This is a genomic window from Ciceribacter lividus (assembly GCF_003337715.1).
Taxonomy (GTDB): Bacteria; Pseudomonadota; Alphaproteobacteria; order Rhizobiales; family Rhizobiaceae; genus Allorhizobium; species Allorhizobium lividum.
This window is the reverse complement of record NZ_QPIX01000003.1, coordinates 152191-175798: the sequence shown is the minus strand read 5'-3', so window position 1 is coordinate 175798 and position 23608 is coordinate 152191. Positions and strand designations below refer to the sequence as shown.

The window sequence follows — 23608 nt, the reverse complement described above, 5'->3', positions numbered from 1 at the left end:
GTCGAATGGATGTAGGACGCTCGTGACGAGGAGAAAGCGTGCTTCCAGGGTGGATCATCTTCGTATCGGCTTTCGCCTATCTGCTGCTGCTCTTCGCGGTGGCGAGCTATGGCGACCGGAAGAGCCGGCTCTTCGGCGTGCCCGCGGGCGGACGCCCGGTGGTCTATGCGCTGAGCCTTGCTGTCTATTGCACCTCCTGGACCTATTTCGGTGGCGTCGGGCTCGCGGCCGAGCGCGGGCTCGAATTCACGGGCATCTATATCGGGCCGATTCTCATGTTCACGCTCGGCATGCCGATCATCCGTCGGATCACCGAGCTTGCAAAGGCGGAGAAGCTGACCTCCGGGGCCGACTTCATCGCCGCGCGTTACGGCAAGAACCCGATCGTCGGCATGCTGGTGACGGGAATCTCGCTGGTCGGAACCATTCCGTATATCGCCCTGCAGCTGAAGGCGGTTTCGAACTCTGTCGCGGCGATGGTCGATCCGTCCGATTATGGTATCGGCACCGGCAACCTCTATTTCGTCGATCTGCCGCTGCTGGTCGCGATCTCGCTTGCCTGCTTCGCGGTGATCTTCGGCACGCGCCACACCGACGCGACCGAGCATCAGGACGGCCTGATCCTGGCGATCGCCATGGAATCGGTGGTCAAGCTCGTCGCCTTCTGGACGCTCGGGATATCGGTCGTCTTCTTCCTCTTCGACGGGCCGGCCGATCTCTGGCGAACCGCCAGCCAGGCGCCGGCGGTCATGGAGGCACTCTCCTACCAGACGCCGATCAGCCGCTGGCTGCTGCTGATCGGGCTTTCGGCCTTCGCGATCATCATGCTGCCGCGCCAGTTCCACGTGACGGTCGTGGAGAACCGCACGGCCCGCGAACTCAAGACGGCCGGCATCCTGCTGCCGCTCTACCTTGTCGCGATCAATCTCTTCGTGCTGCCGGCAGCCGTGGGCGGTATCCTGACGTTTGGGGGCACGGGCGATGCCGATCTCTACGTGCTGTCGCTGCCGCTCCACAACGAGATGGAACTCGTCTCCCTGATCACCTTCCTCGGCGGATTCTCGGCGGCGACTGCAATGGTCATCGTCGCTTCGGTCGCGCTGGCGATCATGGTCTCCAACGACATCGTGCTGCCAATCTTCCTGCGTCAGAAAGTGCTCGCACGACCGAGCCAGCGCGCCGACTTCGCGAAGACCCTGTTGCACATCCGGCGACTGTCGATCCTCGGCGTCGTGCTCCTCGGTTACCTCTATTATCACTCCGCCGACAACACGAGCGGCCTCGCCTCGATCGGCCTCCTGTCCTTTGCCGCGATCGCACAGATCGCCCCCTCGCTCTTCGGCGGACTGATCTGGCGCCGCGCCAACGCACGTGGCGCGATCCTCGGCCTGAGCATCGGCATCTTCGTCTGGGCCTATCTCCTGTTTCTGCCGAGCTTCGGCGTCGGCGACAACGCAGAACTTGCCTCGACCATCCTGAGCTTTCTCTTCCCGGGGGTCGCGACCTTCAGCGGTCCCGAGACTGACCCTCTCGTCAACGCGACCATCCTCAGCCTGCTCCTCAACACTACCGCGTTCATCCTCGGTTCGGTCAGCCGCAACCTGAAGCCGGTCGAGCGCATCCAGTCCGGCATCTTCGTCAGACGGCATCCACGTTCGCAGTTCGCCACGCGCGGCTGGAAGACCCGCGTCAGCGTCGGCGACCTCAAGGCGGCGATCGCCCGCTATCTCGGCGAGGAGCGGATGGAGCGGTCGTTCCGCAGCTACGAGCAGGCGGCGGGACGCCACCTCGATGACGACAGCCCGGCCGATATGGCCTTCATCCACTTTTCCGAGCAATTGCTCGGCAGTGCGATCGGCTCGTCGTCGGCACGGCTCGTCCTGTCTCTGATGCTGCAGAAGGCCGAGGACACCTCAGCCGATACCGCCTGGCTCCTCGACCAGGCGAGCGAAGCCCTGCAATACAATCAGGACATGCTGCAGACGGCGCTCTCGCAGATGGACCAGGGTATCGCCGTTTTCGACAGCACCAATCGGCTGACGATCTGGAACCGGCGCTTCCGTACCCTTCTCGATCTGCCGGAACACGTGGGCCAGGTCGGTTACCCGCTGACCGACATCATCGCCATCCTCTCCGGTCGCGGCGATGTGCCGGTGGGTGAACAGACGCAGGTGGTCCGCAACTTCCAGCGTTTCGACAAGCCGTTCCAACTGGTGCTGCAGGGCGGCGAGCGGATCATCGAAGTCCGGTGCAATCCGATGCCTGACAAGGGCATCGTCGCGACATTCAGCGACATCACCAGCCAGGTGGCGGCCGACAAGGCTCTGAAGCAGGCGAACGAGACACTCGAACAGAGGGTGAGCGAGCGAACCGTCGAACTCACCCGCGTCAACCATGCGCTTGCCGAAGCGCGGGCCGCGGCAGACGACGCGAATATCGGCAAGACCCGCTTCTTCGCCGCCGCGGGCCACGACATCCTGCAACCGCTGAACGCTGCACGGCTCTATTCGTCCTCGCTCGTCGAAAGGCTGGGCGAGTCGGAAAATAGCACGCTGGTGCGCAATATCGACTCCGCGCTGGAGTCGGTCGAGAACATCCTCGGCGCCGTTCTCGACATCTCGCGCCTCGACACCGGCGCGATGAAGCCGCGGCTGACGGCCGTTCCGCTGCAGGAATTGCTGGAGCGGATCGAAACCGACTTCCAGCCTATGGCGCGGGAAAAGAACCTGAAACTCGTCGTGATGCCGACCTCGCTCAAGGTGCATTCCGATCCCAACCTGCTGCGACGCCTCGTACAAAATCTCGTTTCCAACGCCATCAAGTATACACCCTCCGGCAAAGTGCTGGTTGGCGCACGTCGCAGCGGCAAGGACGTTGTCATCCAGGTGATGGACTCGGGTATCGGCATTCCGACCTCCAAGTTCCGGACCGTGTTCAAGGAGTTTGCGCGCCTCGACGAGGGCGCCAAGACCGCCTCCGGGCTCGGCCTCGGGCTTTCGATCGTGGACCGCATCGCCAAGGTCCTGAACCACCCCGTGCAACTGTCCTCGAAAAAGGGCAAGGGCACGACCTTCAAGATCGTGGTGCCGCGCGAGCGTGACGTGCAGGGTGCCGTCAGATCTGCGGCCACGCAGGGTGCACGAGAGGTGGCGCAACCCCTCAGTGGTCTCAGGGTTCTCTGCATCGACAACGAACCGAACATCCTCGACGGCATGGCCGTGCTGATTTCCGGCTGGGGATGCGAGGTCGAGTGTGCCGGGTCGATCGCGGACCTCGATCCGATCGTCGCGAGGAGCCCGGTGCCGCCGGATATCATCATCGCCGACTACCATCTCGGGGACGGCAGCGGCATCGGGGCGATCCTGCGACTGCGGACACTCTACGGCGCCGAGGTGCCGGCACTGCTGATTACCGCCGACCGGACGATCGAGGTCCGCACCGAAGCCGAACGCCACAATATCGGCCTGCAGCACAAGCCCGTGAAGCCGGCAGCACTTCGCGCCTTCATCACCCACATTTCCGGACTGAAGCGCGCCGCCGCGGAATGACGGCGTTTCCGGAAGCGCCATGAGACTTGACGCAGGTCAAGGATATGTATCGCATACCTGCTAATTTAGACTTCTTTGAAATGAATGGATTCCGCCGGTGGCGCATTTCCTGCAACCGCGGCGGCGCGTCCCTGCTGCATATGCGACCGTGACTGCCCTGTTCCGCATCGTCGAGGAGGTCTGTGACATGCTTCAACATCCACTGCGTTTACTGGCAGTCGGGATGACGTGCCTCGCCATCGCTACGTCCAATGTGGCCGCGGCGACCCTTCCCGCTGCTCCCGCAGCGCCGGCAACCGCCAGCGATCTCGATCTCGTCCAGTGGCCACCGCCACCGTGGTATCGTCCACCTCCGCCATGGTACTACCGCCCAGCGCCGCCGCCCACATGGTACCGACCTGCGCCGCCGGTCTACAGACGTCTTCCTCCACCGGCGTACTACTATCTGCCGTCGGCCCATGTACGATGGTGCATGAACCGCTACCGGTCGTACAACCCGCGGACGGACACCTATTTCGGTTTCGACGGGCGCTTCCATCGCTGCAGAAGCCCGTACCGCTGAGGCGACCGGAAGGAATCGTGAGACGGCCACGCGGCCGTTTGCGCGTTGTTGCCTGACTCCTGCCGACCCGCGGCATTTCGAGTGCGGTCCGAGGTATGGACGGTATTCCTTTATTTTGCCCCATGCTTCTTCCGACCAATAGCGCGACGGACGAACGCACCCCAAATTGGTGCAGAAGTTCCATGTGCGCCAGGGAGGGACCATGCGGATCGCCATTCTTTCGGATATCCATGCCAACCGGCAGGCGTTCGAAGCTGTCCTTGCCGCGGCCGAGACGCAGGGCGCAGAGCGCTACGTCATCCTCGGCGACATCGTCGGCTATGGCGGCGATCCCGGCTGGTGCGTGCAAAAGACGATGGAGCTTTCAGAGAAGGGCGCCGTGGTGATCCGTGGCAACCACGATCAGGCGGTCTCCGATCCGGGCGTGTCGATGAACGAGACGGCGCGGGCCGCCATGGAATGGACGCGCACGCAGCTCACCACCGACGAAAAGGCCTACCTCGCAACGCTGCCGTATGAAGCGACCGACGAATGCCGGCTCTACGTCCATGCGGACGCATCCTCGCCGCAACGCTTCCGCTACGTGACCGACGCCGAAGCCGCCGACAACCACTTCGCCGCCTGCACCGCACGGGCCAGCTTCTGCGGCCACGTGCACCGGCCGGCGCTCTACGCCCTTGCGCCGAGCGGCAAGATCACCAGCTTCTCTCCCTACACGGCCACCGGCATTCCGCTCCTGCAGCAGCGGCGCTGGCTTGCGGTCATGGGCGCGGTCGGCCAGCCGCGTGACGGCGACCCGTCGGCGGCGTTCGGCCTCTACGACAGCGAGATGCGCGAACTGGAATTCCGCCGGGCAGGTTACGACATCGAGACGGCAGCCGCAAGGATAAGGGCGGCGGGGCTGCCCGAGAGCCTGGCCACCCGGCTCTTCAGGGGCAGGTGACGACATGATTGCGAAGGCTCGCCGAGAACAGGGGCAGAGAACCCGTCAGAGCCGCAGCGACCAGACCGTGGCATGGGCGACATTCTCGGTCCCCGCCGCAAACCTGGCGGCTCGGACCGGCTCGAACCCGGCAATCCGCTTGGTGCCGACAAACCGGCCGTGATCCGCAAAGACCTCGATCGAACCATAGTCGAGAAAGATGCGCAGCCGCCGCACTTTCGCGCCCGGCGCGATGAAATTCGGCGACGGTCCATCCCCGACACGATGGCGGATCGAAAGGCCGGCCTCATCCTGGACGAGGGCGAGGTCCACGTTCGCATGATCGAACTGGAGATCGAAGGGCGCACCCGGCTCCTTGAGCTCGAAGAGGATTTCGACCGCACCGCGGAGGAACGACACGCCCTGTCCGGCGGCCAGGCGCGTGCGGTCGAGAATGTAGCCTCTGAGGCTCTCGGCCGCACCGATCGGCGGTGTCAGAAGCCCGTTGCCGCCGAGCTTCAAGGTGCGCGGGAGCGTCATGGCCGTCGGGAAGTCGATGGTCGGCGAGGCTTCCGCCCAATTGGCGAGCCAGCCCATCCCGACCGGCGCATCGCCGTCGAGAAACGCCTGGAAGGCATAATTGTCGGCGCCGAAGTCCAGTTCCTGGATGAACTCGCGCGAAAAGTCTCGCCCGTCGAACCAGCCGACCTCCGCCATGGTGAGATTGCGCCGTCCGGTCGCCGCGTCGACGCTGTTCATCAGCCCGTAGATCAGCACCCAGCGAGTTGCAGGGTCGGTCAGGACGCCGTCGAGCGGCAACATGCAAGGACATTCGATGGCCGTCGTCGCATGACGCTTCTCGACCAGGAGCTTGCCGAGATAGGTCCAGCCTCCCGCAGCGGTCACGTCCAGCGTCTCGTAGAGCAGGATGACCCCGCCCTCCGCACTCTGGCTGCCGAGAAGCATCTTCCAGTGTCCGTCCGGGCCTTTGAACACGTAAGGATCACGGAAGTCGAAGGTCAGGCCCTCGCCCTCCGGACGACTGGGCAGGATGACCTCCGCCTGTCCGGCACTGAAGAGGTCCGACGAGGTCGCCGTCATCTGGATCTCCTGCTCCGGTGCGCGATCCTGCACCTTCTCGGTGAAAAAGACGCGGATGCCCGGTGCGTTCGGCAAGGCGATCGCCGACCCGGAAAAGGCGCCTCCCCGCCGGTCCGGCCGTGCCATCAGATCCTCCGACGGGAAGAGAAAGATCGGCAGATGCCGCCAGCGCAGATAGTCGGAGGAGACGGCATGGCCCCAGTGCATGTTGTTCCACCGCAGGCCGTGCGAATAGTGCTGGTAAAAGAGATGTGGCCTGCCGCCGAAACGGCCGAAACCGTTCGGATCATTCATCCAGCCGAAGGGCGGGCGAAAATGATAGGACTCAGGCAGGTCCGGCGGTGCATTGGCCGGGTTGGTGTGCACGACGGTTATTCCCGTCTCCAGCACCTCCTGGGCGGTGAACCAGTAGGCAACTGAGACGGAGGTGGTGTCCGTGTCGTAGCTTATCTCGACCGGACCGCCGCCGAAGACGTGGTAGATGCGGAAGGAATACTCTTCGGCGTTGCTGGCGATCACCTCGCCGAACTTGCCGTTCGCACTGGAAAAGGAAAGCGCGCCCTGGATGCCGGGCACCATGGCCTTCAGCCAGATATGCCACACCGCATTGACGGGCAGATCCGCCTGGATCGTGCGCAACGTGGTCCTGGCCGGCGCTTTTGCTCTGTCGTTCATCGCAGCTCCTTTTCCTTCATAGAAGCCTAGGGCAGCGCCGAAACAAGTAAAGGGACGATCGTGGGCATAGCGTGGCAAGTCCGTCGCAAACAAAAAAAGGCCGGGCGAACCCGACCTTCCCTTGATCTCGACAAAGCGCGCCGGCAGATCCGTGGTCGCGCTCCGGAGAACAATTCCGATTAGAGAGCCTGCAGGTTGTCCGCAGAGGTCTTGCCCGAACGCTTGTCGCGAGCCAACTCGAAGGAGAGCTTCTGGCCTTCCTTGAGCTCGCGCATGCCGGCGCGTTCAACGGCAGAGATGTGGACGAAGACATCCGCAGAACCGTCGTCCGGCTGAATGAAGCCGTAGCCCTTGGTGGCGTTGAACCATTTTACGATACCAGTGTTCATGACGATTTCCTTTTCAATCGCGTCGAAAGTTGTGCAGCATGCGGGTGCTGCGGTGGTGTAACCGATTTTGAAGGGAAGTTCGCCAGAACGGCACCAACGGCCGGGACAGAGTTCGTCTAGCAAGATCGATGGCGATACAACTAAGTGCGGATTTCGTCTTTTGCAAGACGTTTCCGGCGAAATCCGCGACATCGGCATCGAGCTCCCACACTGTCATCGAAGATTCACCGATCCGTCACGCCTCTGTGACCGAGCCCGCCTATCCGCTCTCCTGACGAAACAGGATGGAGGATTGACCGATGCGCCGCCTCGCCCCAATGCTTGCCGCCGTTCTTCTTGTGGCGCCGACGATTGCCACAGATGCCTCCATGCCGGCGGGTGGGCGTAGTTCCCAGATCCGCGAACGCCTGAGCGACGCCAACCGCTGGCGCGACCATGTGATGGTGGTGGCGCACCGGGCGGGATGGAAGGAAAGCGGGCAGACCATGCGCCCCGAAAATTCGAAGGCGGCGATCGACAATTCCGTTTCGCTCGGGGTCGAGTTGGTCGAACTCGACGTCCGCCGCTCGCACGACGGCGCGCTCGTGGTCATGCACGACCCGACGCTGGAGCGCACCACCACCTGCGTCGGCGCGGTGAGCGACCACACGCTCGAGGAGCTTCGCCGGTGCCGGCTGAAAGTCGAGGCAAGCGGCGCAGTGAGTGCCGAACCCGTCCCGACCTTCGAAGAGATGCTGACCCACGCCCGCGGTCGGATCCTCGTCAACGTCGACAACAAGCTGGAGCCGGAAGACCTGCCGGACATCGTCGCGGTCGCACGTCGCCTCGGGATGGCTGATGGCATCGTCGTCAAGGCACCGATCTGGAACGAGGAACGGCTCGCCCGAACGAAGGCGGTGCTCGATCGCATCGGGGGTAACGTGCTCTTCATGCCGATTCTCGCCGATGATGCGGTCCGCGACGCGAGCTTCATCGAGAAGGTCGACAGACAGGTGGCGGCTCCGGCCGCCGAACTGGTGGTCTGGCACAAGGATGGCGCGCCCGGCCCGACAACGGACGGCGGCGCCCTGTTTTCCGCCCAGGCGCGCGCGGTTGCGATCCGCAACAACACCCATCTCTGGATAAATACCTATCCGATTACCAACCGGCCCGAGGGAATGGTCGCCGGCGGGCGCGGCGACGGGCTCGCAATGTCCAGCGGACGTCCGGACGAGGTCTACGGCTTCTGGATCGACCACGGTGTCACCATCATCCAGACCGACGAGCCGAAGGCGCTGATCGGCTGGCTCGAGCGGCAGGGGTTGCGGAGGCCCTATTCGACCGGATCGTGAGACGTCGGGCACCGAGGCCGTCAAAAAGAGAAAGGCGGCCGGAGCCGCCTTCCAAATTCATTTCCTCGCTCTCTCGCGAAAGAATGGTGCAACGTTACGCTGCCTTTTCCACCTGGCCGTAGGGATCGAAGCGACCGTAGAAAGTCTCGCCCTTGGCGGCCATGTCGAGAAGCAGCGGCGTCGGCTTGAAGTGGTCGCCGTAGGAGGCTGCGAGCTTCTCGCAGAGTTCCACGAAGGTCTTCACGCCCATGCCGTCGATGTAGGAGAGCGTGCCGCCGGTATAGGGGGCGAAGCCGAAGCCGAGGATAGAGCCGACATCGGCCTCGCGCGGATCGGTGACGATGCCCTCTTCCATGGTACGGGCCGCTTCCAGCGCGATGGTGACGAGCAGACGCTCCTGCAGGGTCTTGACGCTGACGTTCTCCGGCTTCTGCTGCGGATAGAGTTCCTTGAGGCCGGGCCACAGGAACTTCTTGGCGGGCTTCGCCGGATACTCGTAGAAGCCCTTGCCGTTCTTGCGGCCGCGACGGTCGAGTTCGTCCACCATCTTGTCGATGAGCTTCATGTGCTCCGGCTTGACCGAGGCCTCGCCCAGATCGGCAATCGAGGCGCGCATGATCTTCTGCGAGAGGTCGACGGCAACCTCGTCGTTCAGCGAAAGCGGACCGACCGGCATGCCGGCGAACTTCGCCGCATTCTCGATCATCACCGCGGGCACGCCCTCGGCCAGCATGTCATAGGCTTCGTTGATGTAGCGGAAGACGCAACGGTTGACATAGAAGCCGCGGGTATCATTGACCACGATCGGCGTCTTCTTGATCGCCGCGACGTAGTCGAGCGCGACGGCCAGCGCCTTGTCGCCCGTTTCCTTGCCGAGGATCACTTCGGTCAGCATCATCTTCTCAACCGGCGAGAAGAAATGCACGCCGATAAACTGGGCCGGACGCTTCGAATTCTTGGCGAGACCGGTGATCGGCAGCGTAGAGGTATTGGAGGCGAAGATCGCGCCCTCCGGCAGGACGGCCTCGACGGCCTCGATGACGGCCTTCTTCACGTCGCGATCCTCGAACACGGCCTCGACGACGAGGTTCGCATCGGAGAGCGAGGCGTAGTCGGCAGACGGGGTGATGAGGGAGAGCAGCTTTTCTCCGTCTTCCTTCGACATCCGGCCCTTGCCGACCGCGCCGGCGACGAGGCCTTCGGACACGGACTTGCCCTTGGTCGCCGCCTCGATGTCGCGGTCGATCAGCACCACCGGGATGCCCGCGGCCGCCGTGACATAGGCGATAGACGCGCCCATGAAGCCGGCGCCGACGACGCCGACCTTGTTGAGTTCGGTCTTCCCGACGCCTGCCGGGCGACGGGCGCCCTTGCCGAGCTCCTGCATGGAGACAAAGAGCGAACGGATCATGCCGAACGCTTCCTTGGTCTGTACGATCTGCGTGAAGTAGCGCTGCTCGATCCTGAGACCGGTGTCGAACGGCACCTGCAGACCTTCGTAGACGCACTTCAGGATGGCGAGCGCGGCCGGATAGTTGCCGGCGGTCTCGCGGCGCAGGATGGCGGAGGCGGCCGGCCAGAGCTGGGCCGACGCCGGAGTCCAGATGCCGCCGCCGGGCACCTTGAAGCCCTTTTCGTCCCACGGGGCGACGGGTTTCAGACCATCCTTGATCATCTGCTTGGCGGCCGAGATCAACTGATCCGGCTCGACGACCTGATGGACGAGGTTCATCGCCTTGGCGCGGGCGGCGGTCAGGCTCGAACCCGTGGTCATCATCTGCAAGGCGTCCTGCGTATTGGCGAGACGCGCAACACGCTGGGTACCGCCGGCGCCCGGGAAGATGCCGACCTTGACTTCCGGCAGCCCGATCTTGACCGACTTGGCGTTCGAAGCAACCCGACCGTGGCAGGCCAGCGACAGTTCCGTCGCGCCGCCCATGCAGGTACCGTTGATCGCCGCGACCCACGGCTTGCCGCAGGTCTCGATCTTGCGCCACAGCCAGGTCATTCGGCCGGCGGCATCGAAGAGCTTGCGGACCGCGCCGGCCGGATCCTTCGCCTTCTCTTCCTCGAGCATGGAGAACATGCCCTTGATCATGGTGAGATCGGCACCGCCGGAGAAGGTCTTCTTGCCGGAGGTGAAGACCACGCCCTTGATGTCTGCGTCAGCAACGGTCTGGTCGACGATCTTCTCTATCTCGTCCATGACCTCGACGGTGAAAACGTTCATCGACTTGTCGGGCATGTCCCAGGTGACCAGGGCAATGCCGTCGGCGTCGGTTTCGATGGTGAAGTTCTTGTAGGTCATATTCTTCCTCCCCGGATCAGACGCGTTCGATGACGGTCGCGGTACCCATCCCGGCACCGATGCAGAGCGTGACGAGCGCGGTGTTGAGATCACGGCGCTCCAGCTCGTCGAGAACCGTGCCGAGGATCATGGCGCCGGTCGCGCCGAGCGGATGCCCCATGGCGATCGCGCCACCGGCGACGTTCATCTTCGAATGATCGACCTCGAAATGCTGCATGAAGCGCAGCACCACGGCGGCGAAGGCCTCATTGAGTTCGAAGAGGTCGAAGTCCGAAATCTTCATTCCGGTCCTCTTCAGGAGCTTTTCGGTGACGTCGACCGGACCGGTCAGCATCAGTGCCGGGTCCGAGCCGATATTGGTGAACGCGCGAACGCGGGCGCGGGGCTTGAGGCCCATCGATTCACCGCCCTCCTTGGAGCCGATCAGAACGGCGGCGGCACCGTCGACGATGCCCGAAGAATTGCCGGCGTGGTGAATATAGTTGATGCGCTCGACTTCCGGATGGGCCTGGATGGCCACGGCTTCGAAGCCGCCCATTTCACCCGGCATCTGGAAGGAGGGCTGCAGCTGCGCCAACGCCTGCATGTCGGTGCCGGGACGCATGTGCTCGTCGCGGTCGAGAATGACGAGGCCGTTGGCATCCTTCACCGGGATCACCGACTTGGCGAAATGGCCCTTCGCCCAGGATTCGGCCGAACGTCGCTGACTTTCGACGGCATAGGCATCCACGTCGTCGCGGGAGATGCCGTACTTCGTGGCGATGAGGTCGGCCGACACGCCCTGCGGCATGAAATAGGCCGGGAAGTTGACCGAGGGGTCCATGTACCAGGCACCGCCCGACATGCCCATGCCGATACGGGACATCGATTCGACGCCGCCGGCGATCACGATGTCGTCCGAGCCGGACTTGACCTTGCCGGTGGCGAGGTTGACCGCGTCGAGACCCGAGGCGCAGAAGCGCGAAATCTGGATGCCGGGGGCTCTGAACGCGTATCCAGCCTCGAAGGCGGCTGCCTTCGGGATCACGGCACCAGCTTCCATCACCGGATCGACGCAGCCGAAGATGATGTCGTCGACGGTCGAGGTGTCGAGGCCGTTGCGGTCACGCAATGCTTCCAGAGCCTTCGCCGCGAGGCGCGGCGTCGGTACTTCATGCAGCGCACCGTCCTTCTTGCCGCGGCCGCGCGGCGTGCGCACGTGGTCATAGATATAGACTTCGGTCATGGTTTCTCTCCCTTGGGCGCCTGGGCGCCGGAAATTCATTGTCCCTCTCCTCCCCAGCGGGGAGAAGTGCCGAGCGAATGCGAGGCGATGAGGGGGCAGCCCCCTCATCCGGCCTTCGGCCACCTTCTCCCCGCCGGGGAGAAGGGGAAAATCAGAACGCCTCCGCGGCCATCTCCATGGTGGTGTCGGCGCCGGTCTCGATGCGGCTCTTGCGCAGCGCGGTTTCCGGCATGATCCGCTCCATGTAGAAGCGACCGGTGATCAGCTTGTTCTTGTAGTAGTCGGCATCGCCGGTGCCAGCGGCGAGATTGTCCTTGGCGGCCTTCGCCATCTTGGCCCACATGTAGCCGAGAACGACCAGACCGAAGAGGTGCATGTAATCGGTGGAGCCGGCGCCCGCGTTGTCGGGCTTGGCCATGGCATTCTGCATGAACCACATGGTGGCCGCCTGCAGGTCGTTCAACCCCTTCTTCAGGCCCTTGGTATAGACCACCATCGCTTCATCGCTGCGATGTTCCTCGCAGAAGTCGCCGATTTCCTTGAACAGTGCCATGACGGCGCGGCCGCCGTTCATGCCGAGCTTGCGGCCGACCAGATCGAGTGCCTGGATGCCGTTCGCGCCTTCGTAGATCATGGCGATGCGGGCATCGCGGACATACTGGCTCATGCCATGTTCCTCGATGTAACCGTGGCCACCGAAGATCTGCTGGGCCATGACGGCGTGATCAAAGCCCTTGTCGGTCAGGACGCCCTTCAATATCGGCGTCATCAGGCCGAGGGTATCGTCGGCTGCCTGCCGTTCGGCAGCATCGCCCGAACGGTGGGCGATGTCCGACTTCAGCGCGGTCCACAGCGTGAAGGCGCGGCCGGCCTCGGTGAAGGCCCTGATCGTCAAGAGCGCGCGGCGGACATCGGGGTGTACGATGATCGGATCGGCTTTTTTGTCGGGTGCCTTGACGCCGGAGAGCGAACGACCCTGGATGCGCTCGCGAGCGTAGTTGGCGGCGTTCTGGTAGGCCACCTCGGCGATGGAGAGGCCCTGCAGACCGACACCGAGACGCGCCTCGTTCATCATCACGAACATGGCGGCGAGACCCTTGTTCTCCGCGCCGATCAGGTAGCCGGTCGCCTCGTCATAGTTCATGACGCAGGTCGAATTGCCGTGAATGCCCATCTTGTGCTCGATGGCACCACAAGAAACCGTGTTGCGGGTGCCGACGGAGCCGTCATCGTTGACGAGGAACTTCGGCACGATGAAGAGTGAAATACCCTTCGTGCCCTCCGGCGCGCCCTCTATGCGGGCGAGCACCAGATGGATGATGTTCTCGGTCATGCCATGCTCGCCGGCCGAGATGAAGATCTTCTGACCCGAGATCTTGTAGCTGCCGTCGGACTGAGGAACAGCCTTGGTGCGCAGCATACCGAGGTCGGTGCCGCAGTGCGGCTCGGTCAGGTTCATCGTGCCGGACCAGGTGCCTTCGACCATCTTCGGCAGATAGGTCTGCTTCTGGGCGTCGGAACCGTGAACGAGGATCGCCGCGATCGCGCCCTGCGTCAGGCCCGGGTACATCATCAGCGCCATGTTGGCGGACGACATGTACTCGCCGACGGCCGCATGCAGGGTGTAGGGCAACCCCTGCCCGCCGAATTCCTGCGGAACGGCAAGACCGATCCAGCCACTCTGGCAATAGGCGTCATAGGCCTCCTTGAAACCCTTCGGCACGCTGACGTTGCCGCTGTCGTCGCGCTTGCAGCCTTCCTGGTCGCCGGAAAGGTTGAGCGGGAACAGCTCCTCTTCCGCCAGCTTTGCGGCTTCGCCGACGATCGCCTCGACCATGTCCGGGCTTGCCTCCTCGAAGCCGGGCAGGTTGTGGTAACGTTCGAGGCCAAGCACGTCGTTGAGCACGAAAAGCGTATCGTTAACCGGGGCCTTGTAGACAGGCATGTGTCATCTTCCTCCGAGACTGATCCTGACAGCGGGTGTGGTCGCTATAATATTGACGTTTGCGTAAACGTCAATTCGTCGCGACCGCAAATTTCGCCGCCCTTCCCCGGGAGCGGAATATCGATCCACGATGGCGCCGGAGTGCCGCAGAAATCTTACAAATCGTTAAAAAAGAAACGCCAGGTTAACGGCTTGTTTACCACGTTTCGCGAAATGTAGGCGGTGAAGCGTGATGATCCGGGGGTGCACTGCCGAGCAACTGGGTGTCAGGAAACTGCACAACAGGGACTTCGGAGCCAAGAGAAGACCAGCGCCGACGCCACCACCGTCAGCCACGCCGAGGAGCAAAGCTCGCCTGATGCGGGCCAATTTCGAAGCGAGCACGAACATGAACGGATCGCGATCCAACCCTTCCCGTCCCGGCGGCTCATCCTCCCTGGATGCGTTGAGCCGTACCATCGAGGGGCTGGAAGCACGCATCGAAGGGCTCATGAACAACAATCAGCGGAGCGCACGGCTTTCGCAGGATCCCCGCCGCGACTTTGCCCCCGAGAGCCGCGATCTTCGTGATCGCGACCCGCTCGCCGAAATCCGGCAACGCCAGCGTGCCCTCGAGGAAGGGAGGGGACGCGCGTCCGAGCCGCGTTCGCAGGAACGCTACGATGACCGCAATGCACCGGTCCAGCGGTTTGCCCCGCAGCAGCCGGTGGCCCGTACCCAGCCCGACGCCGCCCGGGAGATCAGCCAGGCACTGCTCGGACTGCGCCAGGAGCTAAAGCACGACATCGCCGAAAGCCTCGCCGCAGAGATCGGCTCTCTTCGCTCGGAGATGCGCAGCATCCGTACACTTGCGGAAGATCGCCGTCCCTCCGAAGACATGCGCCAGGACATCGCGCGCCTTGCCGACGGGATCACCGAGCTCGGTCGCTATCGGGCTCCGGGCACAGAGCGGCTGCAGGCGGAATTCGAGGAACTGCGCTCGCTCATGGACGGGCTCGCACGGGAGGATTCCGTGCGCCATATCGAGCGGCGCTGGGACGACCTCGAAGAGCGCCTCGACGGCCTCGATGCCGGCGCGCTGCGCTCGGAACTCCTCTCGCTCGCCGACCGGCTCGACGACATCAAACGCCATATCGGCAATATCGGCGACCACGGTGCGATTCGCGCCCTCGAAGACAAGCTGGTAACCGTCGCGACCGCGCTCGAACACATCGGCGCCCATATTGATCCCAGCGAACGTATGCTGATGGAGCAGTTTGCCGGCATCGACATGCGGCTCGACGAAATCACCCGGGCCATCGCAGCCGGAAGTCGCCACAGCGGTTCCGGCTCCGATGCGGTCTCGATCAGCCGCATCGAAGATCGCATAGCAGGCATCGCCGAGCAGATCGAAGCGATTGCGGGACGGGCCTTCGAACAGCAAGATCCGGCGATCGATCTCGGCCATCGGCTGGAGACGCTCACTGCCCGCATTGAGGAGCTCGGGACGCAACGAACCGCACGCCGGCTCGAGGAACGGCTCGACCAGCTCTCCGAGCTGCTTGAGCGCGGCCAGCAGAGTGGTCCCCAACCCGAGCTCACGGGCTATCTCGCCGACATCTCCCGCAAGATAGACGCTCTCGACCAGGGCGCGGTCAGCGATCGGCTGGCCGACCGCCTCGACGTACTTGCCGAGCGCATCAGCTCCCTTGCGGTTCCCGCCCCGACGGGCTCTGCCGGCGGCCCTGCATTCCGCGAACTCGAACAGCGACTCAACACGATCGTCGACCGGCTGGAAGAGACGGCTGCGGCCCCTGTCCAGGACACGTCCGCGCTGCGCGGCCTCGAAGAACAGATCGCCCACCTCTCGACGCTGATCAGCAGCGCGCCGTCGGATGCCGGCGCCGGCAACGAGGCCATGACCGGCCGCGTCGCGGCGCTCGAGGACTACATCGCCACCAGCGATGAATACATCATCGAAGCGGCTCGCCAGGCGGCAGAGACCGTGATGGAAAGCTATGCGCAGACGCAAGGGGCCCGCGGAGACGCCTCGGGCGCCGACCTGACGGCGCTTTCGGCACTGGCCGAGCATCTCAAGGACCTGGAATCGGTCAGCCGGAATTCGGAGGAGAGGACCCACCGCACGTTCGAGGCCCTGCACGACACTCTGGTCCAGATCGCAGAAAAGCTCGACCAGATCGACAACCGCGTCGGCTCGCGAGACAGCATCGCCGCCGAAAGCCCCGTTCCGGCCCGCGCCGCGGAACCGGCGGCAAACCGACATGCGCATGCCGAAATGCAGGCTGCGCCCGTGACCGACGACATTCCGGCGCCCGCCGATATCCCGGAAGCGGAATATGTGCTCGACGCACCGGAGCCGGCACACAAGTCGAAGGCCTCTTCGAAGAAGGCGGCAAAGCCAAGCCTGCTCGCCGGGCTCGGCAAACGTTTTCGTCCCGGCCAGAAGAAGGAAGACAGCGGACCCGTACAGCGCACGCTGGTCGATCCGAGCCCGTCGATCGACCCTTCGGAGATGCTGCCTCCCGAGGAGGCCAACGAACTGCTCGAACCCGGCTCGGGCGCGCCGGACGTGCGCAAGATCCTGGAGCGTGTCCGTGCGACCCAGGCAGCACAACGCGAGGCCGGTGCCGGAAATGGCGCTGCATCGGACGGCGATCGCACCGACTATATCGCCGCCGCCCGCCGTGCCGCCCAGGCTGCCGCAAGCGAGATGGACCGCGCCTATCGCACCGGATCCCCCAAGACGGAAGCCGGCAAGTCGACGGGTTCGGCGCTTTCGCGCTATCGCCGGCCGATCCTGATGGCTGTCGGTGCCGTGCTGCTCGTCGCGATGGCGATGCCGCTCGTCAACACATTGCTGCGTGACGATAGCACGCCGCTGGTGACGGCCGAGGCTCCGGCCGCCTCCGGCGAGGTCAGCGGCGCACAGACGACCACAGGCATGTCGGTCCCGGAGGAAGCACCCGCAACCGCAAAGATCGGCGGTGAGACACCGCCGGCGAATCCGGATGCCACGCGCGCTCCGTCCGGACCTTCAGCACTCACGGCTCCCGCCCCGCTCGACGAAAGCGGCAAGCTCACGCCTCTTGCACCTGCGGATGCCGCAAATCCCCAGAGCGCAGCGACCGTGCCCTCGCCGACCCCCGAGACCAATGCGCTGCAGACGGCGACCGAAGGGCAAGCTCCCGTCGCCACAGCCGTTGCGGCACCGGTGGAACCGATCGCCGTACCGGACGCCCTCAAACCCGCCTCGCTGGTCATTGCCGCCAAGCAGGGTGATCCGCTCGCGCTCTTCGAGGTCGCAGCGCGCTACTCCGAAGGCAGCGGCGTCGACGGCGACTTCGCGGAAGCCGCGAAGTGGTACAAGATGGCTGCTGACAAGGGCTTCGCACCGGCGATGTACCGGTTGGCCAACCTCTACGAGAACGGCAGCGGCGTCGAACGCAACGTGGAAACCGCCCGGCACTATTACGAGCTCGCCGCCGAAAAGGGCAATGCGAGCGCCATGCACAACCTCGCCGTCATGCACGCTTCGGGCGCCGCCGGCACGCAGGATTATCCGACGGCGGCCAAGTGGTTCGGCAAGGCGGCGGAACTCGGCGTTTCCGACAGCCAATTCAACCTGGCCATCCTGAACGCGCGCGGCAACGGCGTTCCGCAAAACCTGGTGGAGTCGTACAAGTGGTTTGCGATCGCCGCCAAAGCGGGCGACAAGGATGCCGCCAAGAAGCGCGACGAGGTCGCCAACGTCATGGCTCCGGATCAGCTCGAAAAGGCGCGCGCCGCGGTCGATCTCTGGAAGCCGCAGCCTTTGGACCCGCAGGCCAACTCGACCGATGTTCCCGACGAGTGGGCCGGGAAGGGCGTGAAGACCGCCAGCGTCGACATGAAGAAGGCAATCCGCAACATCCAGGGTATTCTCAACAACAACGGCTTCGACGCCGGCGTACCGGACGGGATGCTCGGTGAAAAGACGGTGGCAGCGATCAAGGCCTTCCAGGCGTCGGTCGGCATGGAACCGACGGGAAAAGTCACCGACAAACTGGTCAAGGAACTGCTAGCGCGCAACAAATGACGCGCCCTGTCACAAAACCGGAAAAATGGGCGCGTAAAGCCTTGCCGCATAATTGACAGGTCTGGCCGGCGAGCGCATGAAAATATGACGGAGGTCAAGCTCTGCCAATGACTTGACCCGGTTTCATCCCTCTTCGGAACCCGCCGGCGACAATCCGACGCTTTCCATCCCCCGCTCCTGCGGGGCTTTCGCATTTCGAGGCTGCCCGTGACAATCTACCTGCCGATCGCAGAATTGTCGGTGAACATCTTCATCATTCTCGGCATGGGCGCGGCCGTCGGTTTTCTGTCCGGCATGTTCGGCGTCGGCGGCGGCTTTCTCATCACGCCTCTCCTGATCTTCTACAACATCCCTCCGGTCGTGGCGGTCGCGACCGGCGCCAACCAGGTCGTCGCCTCTTCCGTTTCCGGCGCGATCACCCATTTCCGACGCGGCACGCTGGACGTGAAGCTCGGAATCGTGCTGCTGGTCGGCGGTCTTGCGGGAGCGACGGCAGGTATCTACATCTTCTCCTGGCTGCGCAGCGCCGGGCAGCTCGACCTCTTCATCTCGCTACTCTACGTCGTGTTTCTCGGGACGATCGGCAGCCTGATGCTGATGGAGAGCCTGAACGCGATGCGGCGGGCCGCGCGCAATGAGCCCACAACCCTGCGGCGACCGGGCCAGCACATCTGGGTGCACCGCCTGCCCTTCAAGGTACGTTTCAAGAAGTCGAAGATCTACTTGAGCATCCTGCCGGTCATCGCGCTCGGCTTCGCCATCGGCGTGCTCACGTCGATCATGGGCGTCGGCGGCGGTTTCATCATGGTGCCGGCGATGATCTATCTGCTGCGCATCCCCACGAATGTCGTCGTCGGAACATCGCTCTTTCAGATCATTTTCGTCACCGCGTACACGACCGTCGTACAGGCGACGACCAACTACTCGGTCGATATCGTGCTGGCATTCCTGCTGATGGTCGCCGGTGTCATCGGTGCACAATACGGTGTCCGCGTCGGCCAAAGACTGCGCGGCGAACAGCTCCGCGCGCTGCTGGGGCTACTCGTGCTTGCCGTCGGCGTGCGCCTCGCAATCGACCTGGTGGTGACGCCTGAGGATCTCTATTCGATCGCGACCGGCGGAATGGGGGGCTGATGCCGATGCGCGCGAAGCTCCTTGCCGTCGTCACAGTCCTTTCGGCGTTTTTCGCGAGCGAGGCCGCCGGCCAGGTGCCGTTCCAGCCGACCACTCCCGACATGGAAAGCCTCGACATCGGCACCTCGACCAGCGAAATCGCCATCACGTCAGATTTTCGCGGAGCCGATCTCACGATCTTCGGGGCGCTCACGAACACCGATGCGTTGCTTCTTGCCATCGGCCAGTACGATGTGGTGGTAACCCTCGAGGGGCCGCGAGACGAGGCGACGGTCCGCCACAAGGAGCGGCTCTTCGGCATCTGGGTCAACCGCAATTCGATGACGTTCGAGAGGATGCCGCAGTCCTATTCGCTGGCGAGCACGCGACCGCTCGACGAGATCACCGCGCAACAGGCGCTCGTCGATCTCGGTCTCGGTGTCGACCACATGCCGCTCACGCCGACCGGCTATTTTCAGAGCGCGGCCAATCTTGCCGAATTCCGGGAAGCCTTCCGCCGCCTGAAGCAGACCAGTGGGCTCTACCAGAGCGACACCGGGGGCGTGCGCTTCGTCAGCGCGAGCCTGTTCAAGGCAACGCTGAAGCTTCCCGCCAACATTCCGGACGGCGTTCATATGGTCCGGGCCTATCTCTTCAAGAGCGGCGAATTCCTCGCCCAACGTGAACTGCCGCTGCGGGTCATCAAAACGGGGATCGAAGACTCCATCACCCGCGCCGCGCATGACCAGCCCCTGTCCTATGGCGTCCTGGCTGTGCTGCTGGCATTGATCACCGGCTGGAGCGCCAGTCTGATGTTCCGCCGCGACTGAGCCCGATCACTCTTCGGCGGCCTCCATCCTCGCCTTCGTCGCCAGATAGGCCTCCATCAGCCTCGACAAGGCCGAAGGCGTGCCTTCAGGCATCGGAACGCCGAGGTGGAGAAAGCGCAATTCGTCCATGAAGTCCCGCCACAACGGCCGCCCGCCCTGCTCGAGCAACTCCGCTCGAATTGCCAGATCTTCGGAAACGGCGAGATACCGCCTTCCCCATGCACCCATTTCGGCAAACAGCGGTACTAGCTTGATCGACATCTCGGTCAGGCTGTAGATCGCCTTCTGCTTGTGGCTCGGATCGTCAGCGCGCGTCAGCAGCCCTTTTTCAACCAGCTTCTTCAGGCGATCGGCAAGAATGTTGGAGGCGATCCCCTCCTCCGAATTCTGCAGCAGCTCTCGGAAGTGCCGGCGATTGCCGAACATCACGTCACGTATGACGATCAAGCTCCAGCGATCCCCGAGGATCTCCAGCGTCAGATTGATCGGGCAACCGGAACGGTGCGTCAGGTCCATTTTCCTCTCCATGAAACCACTTGCATTCTAAAATCAGTTTGACTAGCCTTCAACCGCTTTCACTTTGCAATCGGTTTTGAAACGGAGGAGACGATGCGCAAACTGATCATCTGGAACCTGATGACGCTGGACGGCTATTTCGAAGGAAAGACGCCCTGGGATCTGGGCTTTCACGAGCTCGTCTGGGGCAACGAGCTGCGTGACTATTCGCTCGAAATCGGCCGTCAGACGGACTTGCTGGTTTTCGGCCGAAAGACCTATGAAGGCATGGCCGCCTACTGGCCGGAGGCCACGAATGAAACGGAAATCAAGGAATACATGAACACGATTGCGAAGATCGCCGTATCGCGGACGCTCACACACGCCGACTGGAACAACACTCGTGTCGTTCGCGATCCGGTCTCGGAATTGAAGACGCTGAAGCAGCAGCCGGGCAAGGACATCTTCATCTTCGGTAGCGCCGAACTCTGCGACAGTCTGCTGAAAGCGGACCTGATCGACGAAATCCGGCTCTGCCTGGTGCCGGTCGTGCTGGGTGGTGGCAATCCGCATTTCAAGCCGGCCGAGACACCGAGGCCGTTTACGCTGCTCGAAAGCAGGCCCATCAAGACTGGCGCCGTGATCCTGCGTTACGCGCCAGTCGACAGGGCGTGAGGCGTCCGGCTCAAGCCGAGCGGCCGTCCATCGCCGCGGCGACCAGCGTCGCGGCTGCGGCACCGGCCGTCTCGATGTAACCCGGATCGCGGTTGAGGAGCACGACGGCGAATGCACCGTCGATGAGGAGGACCACCTGTCTTGCGAGGGTCCGCGGCTGCTGCACGTCTTCCGCCTCGAAGAGGTCCGCCAACCAATCCTCCAGGCGCCGTTTGTGGGCGGCGCCGATCTTCATCGCCGGATGCCCCGGCATGTTGGCCAGCTCGGCCGAGGTTCGCAGGAAGCCGCAGCCCTTCCACTTCGGGTGGCGTGCCGACCTCGCGAGACCCGCGAAAACGGCCTTGATCCGCTCCGGCAACGGCCCCTCACTTTCCCGGTACCAGTGCTGGAACTTTGAAAAGCTCGGCTGGTCGCGTCCCGCCAAGTAGGCGGCCACCAGATCGTCCTTGCTCGCGAAATGGTAATAGAGCGTCCGCTTGGTGACACCTGCCTCCTCGGCAACGGCATCGACGCTCACGCGCCGGATGCCCTCGTCGTAGAAGAGCTTGGCGGCGGCGGAAATGATGCGATCACGGGTCGTCGTCTCTGAGGTCGCCATGACGGCATAAGTATACCGACCAGTGAGTATACACAAGCGCCGACCATTGTTAGCTTTCGCCCCTACCGACACGGCAAAGGAGGTGGCGATGGCGGAATACAGTCAAACGCAGGAACGCTCCGGGTATCTTGCACACGATGGGCTACAGCCCGTCGAAGGGCGAGAGATCACGTTACGGTGCAGGGACGGCGTGACACTCCGCGGCCATGTCTGGAGCGGTCGCGCTGATCCTCTCTGCGGGACGGTGATCGTCAATCCCGCGACCGGCGTTCGCGCGCGCTATTACCACTACTTCGCCCGGTTTCTCGCCGAACACGGCTTTGTGGTCCTGACCTATGACTACCGCGGCATCGGGCTCTCGCGGCCCGACCGCCTTGCCGGCTGCGGCTTTCGCTGGCGCGATTGGGGCGAACGCGATTTCGACGCGGCGCTCGACTTCGCCGATAGAATCGGCGGTGGCCCCGTCTTGGTCGTCGGCCACAGCATCGGCGGATTTCTGCCGGGCTTTGCGGCAAATGCCAGGCGGATCGACCGGATGCTCACCGTTGGCGCGCAATATGCCTACTGGCGGGACTATGCGGCCCGCGAGAGGCTGCGTCTCTTCCTCAAGTGGCATCTGGCGATGCCGGCCTTGACGGCACTCTTCGGCTATTTTCCCGGAGAACGTCTCGGCTGGCTAGAGGATCTGCCGGCGGGTGTCGCGAACGAATGGAGCTTTCGGCGCGCGCGGATGGAGCTCAGCTATCCCGCGCGGGAACGGCAGGCGATCCTGAATAACTTTTCCGCCGTGACTGCGCCGATCCTGGCGATCACCGCGGCGGACGACGAGTTCGCAACGGTGACGGCAATCAGACGAGCGCTTCGATACTATCGACAAGCGCCGACGACGGAGGTCCTGCTTTCGCCCGCCAACCTCGGCGTGGACCGGCTGGGACATTTCGACCTCTTCCATGCCCGTCACGCCACCGGTTTCTGGATCGACGCGCTGCTATGGCTGCGCGACGGCATCAATCCCTGGCCGGACAAGGCACCTCTTTAACCGAGCAGACTGCCGAAGCGCACGGAATAGATCCTGTCGCGTCCGAGAAGATGCGCAATCAGCGCCGTCTGGTCGAAGAGGCCGGAAAAGGCACGGTGGCGCAGATCGAGGCCGCCGGTCAGGACGCCGAAGGCCGGCATCAAGAGGCGAATGCCGTCGGTCGCGAAACAGGCCCGGCGGACCGACTTTTCCCGCCGGCGGACGGTTGCCGAGGGGTGCAGATGGCCGGCGATTTCACCTCGTCCGTCGATCAGCGAGGGTTCGTGGCGGAAAACGAGGCTGCCGAAGCGCAACTCGTCGGCACACCTGCCAGGCAGGTCGACCACACCGTCGGGATCGTGGTTGCCGTTGATCCAGATCCACTCACGGCCGCGCGCCATCGCCGCGATCATCGCGCGGAAGTCCGGCGGCATCAGCGCCGAACCAACGCGGTCATGGAAATTGTCGCCGAGACTGACGACGATCGCCGGATTATATCGTGTGACGACCGTTTCGAGGCGCCGCAATGTCGAGAGCGTATCGTAAGGCGGCAGCAATTGCCCGCGGCGGGCGAAAGCCGCTCCCTTCTCGAGATGCAGATCGGAGACGACGAGAAGGTCGAGGTCGGGGAGATAAAGCGCTCCGGCAGGATCGCAAACCGCGCCGACGCCGGCGACCGAAAATTCGGCCGTCAATTCGGCGCTTCCCGAAAGCGTGCTTCTCAGTGCCGCGAGCCGGTTCATCCGCTTGTCTTTTCCTTCCGGGCCGTTGCCCTTCGATGGCAGGTCGGCCCCGCTT

Annotated in this window: 17 protein-coding genes; 9 read left to right on the top strand and 8 right to left on the bottom strand. The window is 63.6% G+C overall.

Annotated elements, in window-relative coordinates:
• Positions 1 to 38: 38 nt before the first annotated feature.
• The 3 genes from DFR48_RS07005 to DFR48_RS06995 all read left to right on the top strand — a co-directional run bounded on the left by DFR48_RS07005 (position 39) and on the right by DFR48_RS06995 (position 5053).
• Positions 39 to 3548, top strand: a complete 3510-nt coding sequence (locus DFR48_RS07005; RefSeq protein WP_114362470.1) for a hybrid sensor histidine kinase/response regulator — start codon at positions 39 to 41, stop codon at positions 3546 to 3548.
• 187 nt (positions 3549 to 3735) lie between these two features.
• Positions 3736 to 4110 carry a BA14K family protein gene (locus tag DFR48_RS22080; protein WP_210205966.1) on the top strand — a complete coding sequence of 125 codons (375 nt, stop codon included), beginning with the start codon at positions 3736 to 3738 and terminating at the stop codon, positions 4108 to 4110.
• A 202-nt stretch (positions 4111 to 4312) separates the two neighbouring features.
• Positions 4313 to 5053, top strand: coding sequence for a metallophosphoesterase family protein (locus DFR48_RS06995; RefSeq protein ID WP_114362468.1), 741 nt, complete (start codon positions 4313 to 4315; stop codon positions 5051 to 5053).
• Between the two features lie 45 nt (positions 5054 to 5098).
• Here the strand turns inward: DFR48_RS06995 and DFR48_RS06990 are convergent, their stop codons facing one another.
• Together DFR48_RS06990 and DFR48_RS06985 are read right to left on the bottom strand one after the other, a co-directional pair.
• Positions 5099 to 6808, bottom strand: a complete 1710-nt coding sequence (locus tag DFR48_RS06990) for a GH32 C-terminal domain-containing protein (RefSeq protein ID WP_114362467.1) — start codon at positions 6806 to 6808, stop codon at positions 5099 to 5101.
• 179 nt (positions 6809 to 6987) lie between these two features.
• The gene (locus tag DFR48_RS06985) at positions 6988 to 7197 is read right to left on the bottom strand and encodes a cold-shock protein (RefSeq protein ID WP_114362466.1); all 210 of its coding nucleotides are present in this window, start codon (positions 7195 to 7197) and stop codon (positions 6988 to 6990) included.
• Between the two features lie 299 nt (positions 7198 to 7496).
• Here DFR48_RS06985 and DFR48_RS06980 point away from each other — a divergent pair, with 299 nt between their 5' ends.
• Positions 7497 to 8528: a glycerophosphodiester phosphodiesterase family protein gene (locus tag DFR48_RS06980; protein WP_114362465.1), complete on the top strand. Its 1032-nt coding sequence runs from the start codon at positions 7497 to 7499 to the stop codon at positions 8526 to 8528.
• 94 nt (positions 8529 to 8622) lie between these two features.
• On the opposite strand, the gene DFR48_RS06975 is transcribed toward DFR48_RS06980, so the two are convergent.
• From DFR48_RS06975 to DFR48_RS06965, 3 genes are all read right to left on the bottom strand, one after another.
• On the bottom strand, positions 8623 to 10836 hold the full coding sequence (locus tag DFR48_RS06975) for an FAD-dependent oxidoreductase (RefSeq protein WP_114362464.1): 2214 nt from the start codon (positions 10834 to 10836) through the stop codon (positions 8623 to 8625).
• A gap of 16 nt (positions 10837 to 10852) precedes the next feature.
• Positions 10853 to 12061 carry an acetyl-CoA C-acetyltransferase gene (locus DFR48_RS06970; protein ID WP_114362463.1) on the bottom strand — a complete coding sequence of 403 codons (1209 nt, stop codon included), beginning with the start codon at positions 12059 to 12061 and terminating at the stop codon, positions 10853 to 10855.
• A 151-nt stretch (positions 12062 to 12212) separates the two neighbouring features.
• The gene (locus tag DFR48_RS06965; protein ID WP_114362462.1) at positions 12213 to 14006 is read right to left on the bottom strand and encodes an acyl-CoA dehydrogenase C-terminal domain-containing protein; all 1794 of its coding nucleotides are present in this window, start codon (positions 14004 to 14006) and stop codon (positions 12213 to 12215) included.
• Between the two features lie 388 nt (positions 14007 to 14394).
• On the opposite strand from DFR48_RS06965, the gene DFR48_RS06960 reads away from it, so the two are divergent.
• The 3 genes from DFR48_RS06960 to DFR48_RS06950 all read left to right on the top strand — a co-directional run bounded on the left by DFR48_RS06960 (position 14395) and on the right by DFR48_RS06950 (position 20024).
• Positions 14395 to 18081 carry a peptidoglycan-binding protein gene (locus DFR48_RS06960; protein ID WP_114362694.1) on the top strand — a complete coding sequence of 1229 codons (3687 nt, stop codon included), beginning with the start codon at positions 14395 to 14397 and terminating at the stop codon, positions 18079 to 18081.
• 207 nt (positions 18082 to 18288) lie between these two features.
• Complete coding sequence (locus tag DFR48_RS06955) at positions 18289 to 19215, top strand: sulfite exporter TauE/SafE family protein (protein WP_114362461.1); 927 nt, start codon at positions 18289 to 18291, stop codon at positions 19213 to 19215.
• Between the two features lie 5 nt (positions 19216 to 19220).
• The gene (locus DFR48_RS06950) at positions 19221 to 20024 is read left to right on the top strand and encodes a TIGR02186 family protein (RefSeq protein WP_114362693.1); all 804 of its coding nucleotides are present in this window, start codon (positions 19221 to 19223) and stop codon (positions 20022 to 20024) included.
• A gap of 6 nt (positions 20025 to 20030) precedes the next feature.
• Here DFR48_RS06950 and DFR48_RS06945 read toward each other — a convergent pair whose 3' ends face one another.
• Entirely contained in the window at positions 20031 to 20540 is a 510-nt protein-coding gene (locus tag DFR48_RS06945; RefSeq protein WP_114362460.1) for a winged helix-turn-helix transcriptional regulator, read from the bottom strand.
• 93 nt (positions 20541 to 20633) lie between these two features.
• Between DFR48_RS06945 and DFR48_RS06940 the strand changes: the two genes are divergently transcribed.
• The gene (locus DFR48_RS06940) at positions 20634 to 21194 is read left to right on the top strand and encodes a dihydrofolate reductase family protein (RefSeq protein ID WP_114362459.1); all 561 of its coding nucleotides are present in this window, start codon (positions 20634 to 20636) and stop codon (positions 21192 to 21194) included.
• 10 nt (positions 21195 to 21204) lie between these two features.
• Here the strand turns inward: DFR48_RS06940 and DFR48_RS06935 are convergent, their stop codons facing one another.
• A complete protein-coding gene (locus DFR48_RS06935; RefSeq protein ID WP_114362458.1) occupies positions 21205 to 21792 on the bottom strand; it encodes a TetR/AcrR family transcriptional regulator in 588 nt (195 codons plus the stop codon).
• An 88-nt stretch (positions 21793 to 21880) separates the two neighbouring features.
• Here DFR48_RS06935 and DFR48_RS06930 point away from each other — a divergent pair, with 88 nt between their 5' ends.
• Positions 21881 to 22831 carry an alpha/beta hydrolase family protein gene (locus tag DFR48_RS06930; protein ID WP_114362457.1) on the top strand — a complete coding sequence of 317 codons (951 nt, stop codon included), beginning with the start codon at positions 21881 to 21883 and terminating at the stop codon, positions 22829 to 22831.
• Here DFR48_RS06930 and pdeM read toward each other — a convergent pair.
• Positions 22828 to 23553, bottom strand: a complete 726-nt coding sequence (gene pdeM / locus DFR48_RS06925) for a ligase-associated DNA damage response endonuclease PdeM (protein ID WP_114362456.1) — start codon at positions 23551 to 23553, stop codon at positions 22828 to 22830. The two genes, DFR48_RS06930 and pdeM, sit on opposite strands and share 4 nt — an antisense overlap.
• Positions 23554 to 23608: the final 55 nt, after the last annotated feature.